The sequence below is a fragment of the Bacteroides sp. PHL 2737 genome (genome assembly GCF_004115325.2).
Lineage (GTDB): Bacteria > Bacteroidota > Bacteroidia > Bacteroidales > Bacteroidaceae > Bacteroides > Bacteroides hominis.
Map to the genome: position 1 here is coordinate 4,442,497 of NZ_CP040630.1, position 14,644 is coordinate 4,457,140.

The window sequence follows — 14,644 nt, forward strand, 5'->3', positions numbered from 1 at the left end:
CCTTTTTTTAGGAATATAACGCAGGCAAAGCGGGTAAAGTTCACCTCATAGTCATCTTACGCAACTCTTCGAGCGAACCGTTAAATACATTCAAATCTACATCATGGTGAATACCGGGCACACTTCCGATATCTGTATGCTGCCAGAAATGCCATTTTCCCTGATACTTCACCGAGTCGACATAGTAATGGGCAATCCAATAGGGATAGGCATTGAAAAGCGAATCGTCCAGATAGTGGGTTTTGAATTTATATGAAGTATAGAGGATAGGCTTCACACCATAATGCGCTTCCACCCGGTCGAGCCATTTCTTGATGCTCTGCTGCAACTCCTTCTTAGATTTCTTGCCTGACAGCTCCACATCGAGCACCGGGGGAAGATCGCCACTATCGAGCTTTACGGTACGGATAAAAAAGTCAGCCTGCTTCAAGGCATCCGTACGGGGAGTAAAGAAATGGTAGGCCCCACGGATAAAGCCATGCTGGCGTGCCTGTTCAAAGTTTTGCTTGAAGGTATCATCGCCATGGTCGCCTCCTTCGGTGGCCTTCATAAAAATAAAGTGAAGCGGGAAATCAGTCTCCTTGTTCTGTTTCAGTTCCTCCCAGTCGATGTTTCCCTGATAATGGGAAATATCGATACCATGCACTTCGTAACCACAAGGAATGCAAACGCCATACTCTTTCCGCCCGTAGCATTCTTTCCAGCGATAGGAATAAGGACGGATAACGAAATAGTAAAAAGCAACAGAAAACAGACCGACAACAACGAGCGCAAGGGTATTGCGCAACCAAACAGGCATGATACGGGAGGCTTTCTTTTTCGCTTTTCTCTTCCGTACCGACGTATGGCGACGGGGAGCGGGTTTATTAGAAACAGAAGTGGTTCGTGAAGACTTCATTGATTGTATTCTTATTTTGAGTTGGATTCATTTCTAAATAGTGCCATCAGCTTCCGCCCTGACCCATTCCAGATAAATGCCCGGATTAGCCTCTGCTGGAGGAGCGATAAAGTGAACATAACTAATTCCGTTTTGCGACTTGTTTCTGAGTGGAAGACGCAGGGACCGAAGCCGTCCGTCTACCCGGACACGTGCCTGCGGACGTTTCTGAGACAAATCCCATTCCAAAGAAACTTCATGCCAACGGTCATCTTTCACTCCCAGTTGCTTGCGGGTCAGAGGAAGTTCGTACATCGATTCATAGCGGGCCACGGTGTCCGAAGGATTCATCCAGCGGTCATTCAGTAACAATGAAACCGAATGGCTTCCCTCTGGAATACGCAGGCTGACAGTGAACGTCCCTTTCTTCATTGCCGGGAAGTTCCACACTGCCCCACGTGTATCTGCTACCAGCGAGGCATCCGGCTGATAAGACAAATGGAGCACCTGACAACCCTCTTTCTCGGGATGGGATTCGAGCCGGCACCCCTGTATGCGGTTATAGGCACAATGACCTTTAATGCCGTCGATATAATTGAATGTGCTCCATTGCGAAAGAGAATCGCTGAAATTATTAAAACGGCTTTTCTCGTACAGCCAATTCACGTCGAACATCATCATGGCACGATGAAGGGGATGTTGACCGATGGACGCCAGCACCTTGCCCGGAGCTACTTCTACAAACTGCGCCTGATGGACACCACGGTCGATTCCACCGCCATTGACAGCATAATCGGAGTCATTGCGCATGGGGTCCATATAAAGTTCACGAAAACCTGTCCACGTCTTGCCGTCATCATCGGACACAGCTACGTGAGTCACGTCGCGGTTGGTGAAAACATCATCCCAGACACCATTCGTCCCTTCTTTTTCAGGCAGAGGAGTAGTATTGCACCAGAAAAGTAACAGTCTACCGTCGGCCAACCTGCCAAGGGTGGGCATCGTGATAGTACCGTAAAAAGGCGAAGGTTCCGATTCACTCCATGTCAGACCACCATCTTGCGAGAAAGCCTGGTAATGGCGGTCCTGTGAAGTACGCATCAGCATCCAGAGTGTTCCGTCTTTCAGTTCAACCACAGTAGGCTCCACAGCACCGTGATTCCAACGAATACCTTTGTGGAAGCCTCCTCCCCGATGGTCGGGCGAAGTGACTGTATTCGAGCACTTCCAAGTCAGTCCGTCATCATCGGAAACGTAAGTATAACAGCCTTTCGGTGTCACGCCTCCATGGGCAGCCACCACAATACGCTTGCCGTTCCTGATAAAAACGGGTGGTTTAATCATGATGGAACTGCGATCGGCCACTTTCGTAAGGGTACGTCCGCCTGCCAGTCCACCGGAAGTACGAATGCAATAAACACCCATCGCCCCCATATCTACCAAACGGATATACTCTTTGCTCACAGGGCTTTGACGGTCTGCAAAAGGCATCTCTTTAGCCCGGTTTACCCGTTTCCAGGTCAGACCATGATCGGTACTCGACAGATAAACAGCTCCTGCCACTGCCTGTTCTCCATAGTTGTAATGTCTTACTTCACCATTGTCAAGAAGCGACAGACCGATATAAGCATCGGAAGGCGGAGTAGCTACTTTCAAGGGAGCACAGACCGAATCGAGCACTAACGGACGGGCTTGCTGCGCCTGCCCCGAAAGGAAAAAACCTGCCGCCAGCAGGCATAGAGTAGAAAGTCGTTTCATCATATAAATAAGGATATTCAAATGAACTAAAAACCCACCGAAGGGAATTGAATCAATCCGCCCCGATGGGTTTCTGTTATTGTAATGCGGAGAACAGCTTACTTAGCCTGTTCCAGCTGCAATGTCTTAGTCGGCTGGTCGCAAACTTCTGTCGGACCGAAGTACTGGATCGGACCCGGATAAACGTAGTCTGTAGTCAGCGCCCACTGATCGCGTTTGGCAGCAAATGTCAGGAACGGTTTGCCATCCAGTTTCACCAATGCTTTCTGGATTACCGGCTTCATTTCACCGTGACGACGTTCCATGTTCATCATCATCGTGATAGGCACACCGCCTGCGATCCATTCGGCAGCAGGAGCAGTTGTGTTGCGTACAGATGACATGTAACCGGTCTTACCGTTGGCAATCAGCATAGAAGCTGTATAACCCAGTGAATAGCAATAGTCGGCATCGTAGTTTGACGGAGCAGCGCAACGTCCTTCATAACCGAAGAAGTGGTGCTGTGCAGCAAACTTGCCTACATATTTGCCTTCTTCTTTCCACTGAGCCAGTTTCGTACCAACCATTTCAGACAGCAATTTTTCTGTTTCAATCAGTGATACCTGTACGTTTCCGTGCGGGTCGCGGTCCAGAGAAAGCTGACGTGCCACACCTTCGGGAAGGCTTGCATAGATGTCAGCATTTTCTTTTGACAGCTTGCTGATGATATATTCACGTTGACGAGAACGTTTGATGTTGGCGAACTCAACTGCGTTAGCAGCCAGGAAATCGTTCAACTCAGCGATCAGACGTTTCATAGCCGGGATAAATTCAACCAGACCTTCAGGAATCAGCACAGTACCGAAGTTGTTTCCCTGAGCAGCACGGTCAGCCACGATCTTGGCAATGTAAGTCACTACATCATCCAATGACATGTCTTTTGCTTCTACTTCTTCAGAAATGATACATACATTAGGCTGAACCTGTAAAGCACATTCCAGTGCGATGTGAGAAGCCGAACGTCCCATCAGTTTGATGAAGTGCCAGTATTTACGTGCTGAGTTACAGTCGCGCTGGATGTTACCGATCACTTCCGAGTATACTTTACATGCAGTATCAAAACCGAACGAAGTTTCAATCATGTCGTTTTTCAAGTCACCGTCAATAGTTTTCGGGCAACCGATCACTTGTACACCGGCATTCTTTGCAGCATAATATTCAGCCAGAACACAGGCATTTGTATTGGAGTCGTCACCACCAATGATTACCAGTGCTTTGATACCCAGCTTATTGATGATTTCCAGACCCTTCTCGAATTGTTCCGGAGTTTCCAGTTTGGTACGTCCTGAGCCGATGATATCGAAACCACCGGTGTTGCGGTATTCATCAATAATATCGGCAGTCAGCTCCATATAGTTATGGTCAACCAGTCCGCCGGGACCCAGGATAAAGCCGTACAGCTTATTGTCTTTGTTCAGTGTTTTGATACCGTCGAACAGACCAGAGATTACGTTATGTCCGCCCGGAGCCTGTCCTCCTGAAAGGATAACACCTACATTCATGGCAGGAAGCTGGATAGCTTCACCTTCTTCGAATTTAATCAACGGCATTCCGTAAGTGTTCGGGAACAGTTTCTGGATAGCTTCCTGGTCGGCTACAGATTGTGTAGCTGCGCCTTCAACTGCTTTTACTGAGCCTTTCAGCGCTTTCGGAAGTTTGGGCTGGTAAGCAGCCCTGGCAATTTGCAATGCACTTTTAGTCATTTTCTTTATCTTATATTTAAAGGTGTTAGTAATTCGAACTTAAAAGCGTCGCAAATTTCGTGTTTTTTTCCGAATTATGAAAGAAAATGGTGATTTTGTTCTCTGCGGGTATGCCACAGAGCAAACGAAGGGCACAGAGCTAAAATCAACGATCTGAACTCTGTGCCCTTCCCGGCTACTTAAAGGTATATCTAACTTCCTCTTTAAAACGTCACCACTGTCTTGTCGCCTGTAGCAGAGACGGCATACACTTTAAAGCCGTCCTTCCAGGCTGTTTTCATGGTAAACGTGGCAGTATTTGAGGGTGCTAATACTCCATCGGAGATACAAACCTTTTTACCCGTTTCATCCACTACTTCATAAGCTACCACATTTTTCCAATTGGTCATGGTAAATGTCGAACCGCTTCGCGTAGCTGTTCCGGATATTATTCCGGGTTTGGTTTTATAGAGTTCTACCGAATTATCAGTTATATACTCTAAGGCAACATCCGGTTTCGGATATCCCAAAGCCTCTACACGCTTTCTTATCTCGTCGATACGGGACTGAGTGACAGTAAGTTTTCCAACTCCATAATCGTCCAGAGTGACATCTATCGGAGTCAGGAATCCCCATTTCGTGAAGAAATCCAGCAAATTGGCTTTAGCTATCAAACTACAGATATACACAAACTCAGTCTGTTGCTCTCCGGCAGTCTTCAGGTTATCGTGCGTACGTATATATTCGTACACATCCGGATAGAATCCTCCTTTATCAGCCTGCTGAAGCGGTGTCTGCCCAAGCACTTTGCCAAAATAAAGCTCCAGTTGCCAGAAAGGAACGAGTTTGCAGAAAACATCACTGTCACTGCCAAAGTTTCCGTGAGGAGCACCTGCCGCGATGATCTGGGTCCAGGCTTTGGAATATCGGTTCCGGCTACCATCTCCCATATTTTCTGTCTGCAGGCGTGAAGGCTGCCCGAAAATCGTAGTCTGAATATACTCCGACATAATGTTATTCGTCACTTCCGTAGTTCCCAGCCATTTCAATCCGGGACGTGTCTGGTTGCAATGCCCTATTTCATGTGCAGGCCCCCAGCATGAAGAAGTTTTCAGTTTATCCACATTACAAAGTTCCGCCAGTGTACCGTCATTGTACGCGGTGTGATAACTGGTGGCATACATATAGCTGGTATACATCACATGCAGATACATGCGGTTTTTAAACAATTTATTATACTTATATAGCCCCATCAGTTCCATCTCCGAATTCACGATCTGATCATAAGCATCGATCAATGCTTTTCCGTCCGGAGTGTGAGCACGGAAGCGCTCGGTAGGAAATGTGAGATGTGCATAATGTCCCACCACATCAAAATACTTATCGACCGCATTGCTCAACAATTTATTCCAATCGGAAGCCTGATGTTTGGCTACATCGAAATACCCGTTCACCTGTCCGGAAGCAATGTGTATCTTTACAGGCTGAGCTGTTTCATAGTCAGGGGTGTGATACAAAATATACATCAATCCTTTATTCCGGGCCGTAATCTTGTTGGCTCCTTCAGACAACGGATAGAAGGTACCTCCGAAGCCGTCACCACCGGGGACGTCAAGGTTCTGAATCACTGCACTGATAATTTGCCCGTGCGTATCGCCGACCAAGACCATCAACTGTTCCCCGTCTTTTACCGAAATTCCCGTAGGATTGTCGCGCAGGCTGTAGGGACTGGTCTTATGTGTTTTCGACTGATCATCCGGATTGGGCCACGCTTTATAATCTTGAATACGGAACTCTGTCGGATACTTACCTTGCTTCATATAGTAAGCTATGTTCTTGTAGAATGAATAAGGACAGTTTTCTATCTCTTCATCGGTAAGTCCGGGCTTCAGCTCAGAACAAGTTACATCAGTGAAAAGAGTTAACGGGTCAAATGCTCCCGGATTCTTTTTATAAAATTCCATTTCGGCACAGGCCGCAAATCCCTGTCCGTCTCCCGAACCTGATTTTACAATAAACTGAACGGATGTGACGCCGATTTGTGCCTTCGGAAAATTAATACGGACTGCGGCATTGGTACCTCCGAAGTTCTTAGTCATCAAAGTATTCCATTCATCGGCCCCTCTGGTATTCGCATTTGACTTCACACGAATCTCTACTTCCTTGAAGTTACCATTCGGTCCCGAAGTACGGGGATAATATATAAAATAATCCATATCCGAACCCGCAGGGAAATTATAAGTCAACGTGATAGGAAAATAATGCTCTCCTGCGTTATTCCAATTAGAGTGGTAAATAGTACTCATATCTCCATCGAATGATTTATCAATATTTGAGCCTCCCTGGAAAGAACTTGCCTCGCCCGATTCTACCGGAACCTTAATATCGTCTTTAATACCTTCCATATCTCCGGATTCATATTCTCCCAGTCCTTTTTGAGTAACAGATACCAGAGCCTCAAGCTCTCCACCTACCTCTTTTACAGTAATATTGCCAGTGCGTTCACCGTCTTCAGGATTGGCCAAGACAATATATCTATGTGTTGTAGTCACCATTTCGGATGCACGCGTATCCGCCGGTTTTTCTTTGACCCATTCCGGCAATGTAATCGTCACCGGCACGTTTGTAGTTACATCGAACGCAATATCACTTCCGCTGGCCTCAACAGTAAATGTCTGTTGGGATATCAGAATAGCAGGATCCGATCCCAATTGGCGTACGTTAACAGTTTCCGTCAATGCATCGGCAGTCACTCTGATCACTGCCTCTCTGGTCTCTTTCCCGTCATATCCGGATACATTCACCGTCAATGTACTTCCGTTGACAGCAACCGAACACCAGTCCTTATCAGACCGTGCCGTCCAATTATCCGCATCGGTGACAATAGCAATGTCACGGGTCCCTGCGTCACTTTTAAAGTCAATTGCAGACTGCGCCACCTCAAGGGTGGTCGATGTTACCATTTTCTCTTCTTCGGCAGAACAAGCATACAGCAACAAGGGCATGATTGCTGCAAAAATCATTGAAATTAGATGTTTCTTCATGTTATTAGGATAAATTAAACATAAGATAAATAAAACAAAGGAAATACAAATTTTGTTCTGGTAAAAAATGTCATTTGTATTTCCTTTTTGATAATTATTTGATTCTTCTATTTAGCATCAAGCCGACAGCCACCGGCTGCGCAGACTCATGCTACTTTATTTAGTCCCTATTGAATCCTGTTTTATTCAATGGTAGTCTCTCCGGTTTCCGGATCATAGGTTTTCACAATTACTTTAGAAAGGGCGAGTTCGGCCAGCGCAATCCAATTGGAACCGCTTGTAGACGATTTCACCTTAAACCAGAGATAACGGTAAGACGCACCCGCTTTTATAATATCCGACTCGTAAGATGCAGCCTTGGTATTGGGCAAATCACTTAAAGACGCCAACAGGGTTGTCTGGCTTTCATCGTAATTCTTTCCATCAAAAGTATTGCTTCCCAGAATATCCATCTCTTTGGGATTATCCTTATTGTTATTATCACGACAAACATAAGAGAACAGGAAAGTAGACAAAGCATTCTCCTCACCCAAGTCAACCACAATGTAATGTGGGAAAGGTGTGGGACTGCTCCATGACATGTGAAAATAAGTGTCGTTCTTTCCATCTATCAGATTGGCGATAGGACCTTCACTGCTTTCCTGATCATCCGTATACAACTGTTTAGCGGACAAAGTCACATCACTCCGGTCTGTTTTAATCTGCTTCGGGGCAGGCAAGGCCCGTGCTGTTATACTGCAACTCTGTGATCCTTCCCCCGCACGGTTGCATGGTTGCAGTGTAAAGTCAATGTCGCCATAGCGGTGCAACAAGTTATCCACCAGCATGGTATCGCTCTTCACACTCGCAAGTCTCAGGCATTTCTTTCCGTCTTCCGGCAACGTATAAGTCACTTTCACATAATAATAATTGGAATCAGCCGGCACTGTCCATTTCAGTTTTATAGCCCCGGCTTTAGCTTCAGCCGACAGTGAATTCTGGTCTATAGTGGTCGGCATGGGGTACTTCTCGTCACTGGAGCACCCTGTCATATTTATCAGGCCCAGTATCGCACATAGGCCAAGCAGTATTTTTTTCATCTTCAATTCTCTTTATAAAGATTAATAACCCGGATTGTTTACTAATTTTTCATTTCTATTAATGTCGTCAGAAGGTATCGGCAGCAGATATTGAGTCGGTGCCTCAAACTTACGTTCAAAGTCAATCGTCTTAATTGCCGCAAAATCTTCAATAGTGGTGGCGGCGATATTCAATCCCTTGGCTTTAGTTCCAAAATATTGCTCTGCCAGCAACCAGCGACGCATATCCCAGAAATTCTGATTCTCAAGATAGAGTTCGTTCATTCTTTCCTGACGAACAATCTGACGGAGCTTTGTCTGATCCAATGCAGCAACGCCACTCCATGCATTTTCTACTGTGGGGATACCGGCACGCTCTCTTACTTTATTCAAGTATTGTTTGGCAGTTTCCAGATCGTTGGTTTCCACACACGCTTCGGCATATGCCAGATAGAGGTCTGCAAGACGGATAATAGGCCAGGGATATGTATTCAGGTTGGTCGAATTGGTAGATACAACCGTACTGGGGTCGACTCCTTTTTTATTCAGATAACCACTTGGAGTATAATTTCCGGGACGTTGTACGGTCGCAGTACCACGGCTACAGTTACCTCCCAAAACAAAATCACATATTAATCTGCTGTCCGAATTGTCTTTTTTTCCGTTACTCATCACATAAGCGGGATTAGTCGACCCGTTCATTACTTCGTAATATCCTCCCTGAAAAGCTACCCAAGCATAAAAACGAGGTTCACGTTCCAGATTGAACAGAAGCGTTTTACTACCTTCATGGGCCTCATCAGCATGGTCAGCATCCACATTTACAATCTTCAATTTGTCTTTATCTTTATACTCCGGATCTTCATCCCAAGGCAAACCGTTCTTGGTATAGAAACGATTCAACATAGTCCATGTCGGGCCGATACCATTCCATGCCCAGCCATCAGTCACAAACGGCAATGACTTATTCTGTATACCGTATGAACCTTCGCTGCGGGTTTCTGCAAGCAGTACTTCCGGATTACGAGAGTCCCAATCGACCAAACTGGTACGTAGACATCTTACGGGGCCGGCTGCCGGATAAGGGTTCGCATCCTCATTACCTATCTTATAGTCTTGCTTCGTATACAAAGCATGCCCATTCTGCTCGGCAAGGTCAATCGCCTCTTTTATGGCTGTTCTCGCTTTTACCCATTTGTTGGGGTCGTAAGTAACAGGCATTAACATATTGCCCGATTTGTCCGCAAAGTTACTGTAGAATGCCGAGTTTCCGTTGAACAACGGAGAAGCTGCATACAACAACATCTTAGCTTTCACCGCTTTTGCTCCCACACTGGTTGCCAGTCCGTAATCTTCTTTATTGGTACGTATGGCAGGCAATGAAGCTGCGGCTTCATCTAACAGATTACATATCCACTCTACACATTCGTCATAGGGAGTCCGAGGCAAATATTCTGCCTGCGAAGCATTTACATTCGGCAGTTCTTTAATCAAGATAATAGGTCCGTAGCAACGTGCCAATTGATAATGATAATAAGCAATCAGGAATTTAACCTGTGCAATATAATCAGCCTTCACACTTTCAGTCAGATCGGGTACCTTGTCGACATTCTCTAAAAACAGGTAACATTGGCGCAATCCCTGAAAGAATGTATTCCAATAAGAAATCACCGGCGACGAAGCCGTATAGTTTCCTTTCGGAAAACTGGCAAACGTTTCATGTTCAAAAGCTGTAATCACTTCATCTCCCGTCAGCAAATCAAGACTTGCCGACGCTACATTGCTCTGAGGCAGATAACCATAACAAGAATAAACAAAATTCTTTGCTGCATTCCGATCTTTAAATGCATCTTCCTCGGTCGTTATTTCATCAGGAACGATATTCAGGAAATCACATGAACTATATCCCAGCATCAGGAAAAGCAGGAACAGGAGTTTATATATTATCTTCATAAGTATTTATTATTTAAAAGTTAATTGAATACCAACATTATATGTACGCTGTGTCGGATATTTCATACCGGCACCTCCACCCATTTCGGGATCCCACAACTTAAATGGAGAAAAGGTCAGCAGGTTACTTCCATTCACATAGATTCTTGCCCATTTGAAACGATAGCCAATTTCCGCATTCCGCAATTTCAGGAATGAAGCATCGCGCAGCCAATAGGAAGATGATGCAGTATTGTTGTTATTATTATATTGTGTCAACCTTGGATACTTTGCATTCGGATTCTGGTTATCTTTGCTCCAATGGTCATCAGCAATCCACTTCAGGACATTACTTTTACTCTGTGTTCCAAACGGTTCGAAACCACTCATCATTAGTGACACATGGGTTTGTCCCTGGAAGAAGAAAGAGAAGTCCCAATTCTTCCACGTAACAGAAGGGCCGAATCCGTATATTATCTCCGGAATTGTGGGATACCCCAATACCACTCTGTCATCCGATGTTATTTTCCCATCATAATTTCCGTTAGCATCCGGCTGGTCTACATATTTCACATCTCCCGGCGCAATGGCAATATTGCCGATAGTCGACTGAGGGTTATTGGCAATATCAGCCTGATCAATATACAGCCCGTCTGCTACATATCCCCAAATAGAGTTCAAGCTCTTTCCAACCTGCGACAATGCCGGACGAAGTCCTGCCGCTTCATCGTATTTCAAAACTTCATTGTGCGCATAGGTGAATGTTCCCTTCATCTGGATAGAGAGGTTCCGGTTCACCTGTTTTCCGTAGTCCAAAGCAAGATCAAATCCAGTATTCTTCACTTTAGCAAAGTTACCATAGATTTTAGTACTGGCAGTCCCCAAGTAATTCGGTATCGAATTTTTCTGTTGGAAAATGTTATCCCTGATCTCCCTGAATCCGTCAACAGTAATATTTAATGAATTGAAAAACTGCAAATCGGCACCCACATTCAGTTTATGTCCCACTTCCCATGTAAGTTCGTTATTCTGGAAACGATTATAGGTAGGACCCGATAATGAAGTTGTACTCCCGCCATATCCGGTTGTATAAGACGGGCTGCTGTTCAGATTCACAATTGCCAGATAAGCAAAACGGTCACTACCAATCTGGTCATTACCTACCAAACCATACGAACCACGGACTTTGAAATTGGAAATAACCGGTTTAATAGACTTCCAGAATTTCTCTTCACTGATATTCCATCCCAACGATATGGATGGAAACAATCCCCAACGATGTCCTTTGGCAAAACTTTCGGAACCATTGTATCCGGCATTTACTTCAAGCATGTAACGGTGATCGTAATCATATGACAAACGTGCGGCAACACCCATCTTACGTTTGGGAAGTGAGCCAATAAGACTGCTGTTTACATTTGTATTATAATCATCCTGGTTATAAAGCAGCATACCGCTTACATTGTGTGAACCGAAGGAACGTTCGTAATTAAGATATCCCTGAATGTAAAACCTGCGGTCGCCGTTAGTACCAAAGAAAGCATCCATCGTATGATTGCTCGGTTCACCGATAGGTGTATTGGTAAAATCATAGGAACCGTCTTCATTTTGTTTATAGTCGGAAAGCTGGTAACTATTGTATCCCTGCAGACGGAACTTCTGATTGTAGCTCCAATTCTTAAATGAAACCAAAGCCCTGAAGCTCAAACCTTTCGTAATAAAATCCAGTTTCTGGTCCCAATTCACATTGGCCACTACCGTGCTCTCGAATGTATCTTTATATCCTGCACTTGAAAGGGCTACCGGGTTGAGCGGTTGATAGTTACCTGCAAGAATACCTCCCCAATGGTACCATGTATCCGATCCTTGCGGAAACATAACCGGGAAATCAACAGGGTTGGTTCCCATAATAGCACTGAATATATCTCCTACTCCATTTCCGTCCTTTGTAGTCAAAGGGCCATGCATGTCATTCAACTGCACATTCAGATGCAGCGAGATAGTAGAAGACTTTGACAGATGAAAATCCACGTTGTTCTGAAACGCATATTTCATATAGTCTATATTGTTTTTATAAGAGAAGAAATCACTGGAACGATCCTTCAACATACCGGTTTCATGGTTCATATTGACATTCATAAAATAAGTGATTTTAGAAGTACCCCCACGTACATTAAAATTCGCCTTTTGATTGAATGTTGCATCTTTGAAGACTTCTTTATACCAGTCTACATTAGGATAAATATAGGGGTTCAGATTATTGATTGTACCGTTAATTCTTTCATCAGAATAAAGTACGGCTCCTGTTCCCTGATTGGTAACCGCTTCGTTGTACAAACGCATATATGTAGGTCCGTCAACGATCTCCGGTTTCTTGATCGGAGTATTCACATATCCTTCTATACGCACGCCAATGATCGGCCTTTCAAGATCACTACCCGATTTTGTTTTAATAATAAGTACACCGTTGGCTCCACGAGTACCATACATCGCCGATGCCGTAGCATCCTTCAATACAGAGAAGCTTTCTATTACTTCAGGATCCAACGAGTTCAGGTCTGCTTTGGACACCTCAACTCCGTCTAAAATAATCAAAGGAGAAGTCGCCCCATTCATCGTCGCAACACCACGAATAAAGAAATCGGCAGAATTCTGACCGGGCTCACCACTACGCTGGTAAGCAATCACACCTGACAGGCGTCCGGCAAATGAAGAAGAAAGATTGGCGGAAGGCACCAAAAGGTCTGAAGGACGTACGGACTGAATAGACCCGGTGATAGTCTCCTTCTTTTGTCCTGTACCAAACGCTGTCACCACCACTTCATCCAACTGCTGGGCATCTTCGGATAGGGTGACCGAAATAACCTTTTGGCTGCCTACTTTCACTTTCTTGGTAACATATCCTATATATGAAATTTGTATTTCATTTTTAGGAGTTGCCGCAAGTTCAAACTTACCATCCACATCGGTAATAACGCCTGTAGTAGTACCCAGTAGCTGTACAGTTGCTCCAATGATAGGTTCACCGGTTTTAGAATCTGTTACCACACCGATAATTTTGGCTTTTTTTTGTTGTGTGCTTTCCGTTTTCTCTACTTTAAGAATAACCTCATTACCTTTAATGACATAACTGATATTGCTCCCTTTAAATACTTCGTTCAGGACGTCGTTGATGGAACCTTTACAATCGATACTCTTGAGATTTGTGTTTTTCAAATCATTAGCGTTGTAGAAGAAAGTATATGTACTACTTTTCTCTATAAGCCGGATGGCTTGAGGAATGGTGAGAGACTGACCTTTAACCACAATCTGTCCTTGCGCAGCAAGTGCAGACAACGGATAAAGCAGCAGAGCCATGACGATGTATTTAAGACACCGCTTCTGGCAAGAAAATAAAAACTTGTTCATGCTTCAATTTTTAGATTTAACATTGGGTTAATAAATATTAGTTGTAAATAAGAATTCCTTCATTCATTTCTTTGCTCCTAAGATTCAGGCTAAAACAGATTTTATCAATAACGTCTTCCAAAGATTCATCATAGCGGATACTTCCGGTGAAAGCACAATTTTTATTCACTTTGTCGCTAATGGTGATGTGAGAGCCATACATTTGATTCATAATACGGGTTAAGTGTTCCAAATTAAATTGGGTAAAGTTATAGCGCCCGTTTTGCCATTCTATGTTTTCTATCCGCCTCAGCTGAGTTCTTGCACTAACAGGATTATACACTAATTCCTGGAGTGGTTTCATTGCTATTTTATCATGGGTGGATTCTATATTAAATTCAATGCTCCCATTAAATAGTGTAATTTCATTCGCATTAGGGTTATTCTGTTTTATCAGAAAGCAAGTTCCTTTCACTTCGATAAAAGCTTTATCAATGTAAACTCTGAATTTACTACCCGAATTCTTGCGAACTTCAAAAAGTGAATTGCCTTTCAGCCATACATCCCTGCATTCTTTAAAGTTTTCGGCAAAACGTATGGAGCTCCCCGGCTGCATCCATACTTTCGAACTATCCGGCAATAGATACATTCTGCTTTCTTGTGCCGTAAATTCAATATATTTCTCTATTTGAGTTCTACCCGTATTAGAGTACATCCAAAGTCCACCCACGATCAGAACAAGAGCTACAGAAGCAGCGATATACCATAGTTCTAAAGGAACTAACGTTATTATACATAAAAAAACAAGCAATTATTATTACCGGATAAAAACAACATATAGCGCTATAAAACAACGAATTAACGTCA

At 44.2% G+C, this 14,644-nt stretch carries 8 protein-coding genes; all 8 read right to left on the reverse strand.

Annotated features, from left to right (window positions below; all coding sequences use genetic code 11):
* Positions 1-40: 40 nt before the first annotated feature.
* The gene (locus DBK98_RS18490) at positions 41-898 is read right to left on the reverse strand and encodes a glycoside hydrolase family 25 protein (RefSeq protein WP_005820923.1); all 858 of its coding nucleotides are present in this window, start codon (positions 896-898) and stop codon (positions 41-43) included.
* 33 nt (positions 899-931) lie between these two features.
* Positions 932-2,635, reverse strand: a complete 1,704-nt coding sequence (locus DBK98_RS18495) for a sialidase family protein (protein ID WP_032535828.1) — start codon at positions 2,633-2,635, stop codon at positions 932-934.
* A gap of 98 nt (positions 2,636-2,733) precedes the next feature.
* Positions 2,734-4,377: a diphosphate--fructose-6-phosphate 1-phosphotransferase gene (locus DBK98_RS18500; protein WP_005780146.1), complete on the reverse strand. Its 1,644-nt coding sequence runs from the start codon at positions 4,375-4,377 to the stop codon at positions 2,734-2,736.
* Positions 4,378-4,580: 203 nt separating this feature from the next.
* Positions 4,581-7,400 carry a M60 family metallopeptidase gene (locus DBK98_RS18505; RefSeq protein WP_032535795.1) on the reverse strand — a complete coding sequence of 940 codons (2,820 nt, stop codon included), beginning with the start codon at positions 7,398-7,400 and terminating at the stop codon, positions 4,581-4,583.
* A gap of 182 nt (positions 7,401-7,582) precedes the next feature.
* Positions 7,583-8,479, reverse strand: a complete 897-nt coding sequence (locus DBK98_RS18510) for a discoidin domain-containing protein (protein WP_005807335.1) — start codon at positions 8,477-8,479, stop codon at positions 7,583-7,585.
* A gap of 21 nt (positions 8,480-8,500) precedes the next feature.
* Positions 8,501-10,411 carry a RagB/SusD family nutrient uptake outer membrane protein gene (locus DBK98_RS18515; protein ID WP_005780152.1) on the reverse strand — a complete coding sequence of 637 codons (1,911 nt, stop codon included), beginning with the start codon at positions 10,409-10,411 and terminating at the stop codon, positions 8,501-8,503.
* Between the two features lie 9 nt (positions 10,412-10,420).
* On the reverse strand, positions 10,421-13,798 hold the full coding sequence (locus tag DBK98_RS18520) for a TonB-dependent receptor (protein ID WP_032535794.1): 3,378 nt from the start codon (positions 13,796-13,798) through the stop codon (positions 10,421-10,423).
* A gap of 37 nt (positions 13,799-13,835) precedes the next feature.
* A complete protein-coding gene (locus DBK98_RS18525; RefSeq protein ID WP_005807339.1) occupies positions 13,836-14,426 on the reverse strand; it encodes a FecR family protein in 591 nt (196 codons plus the stop codon).
* Positions 14,427-14,644: the final 218 nt, after the last annotated feature.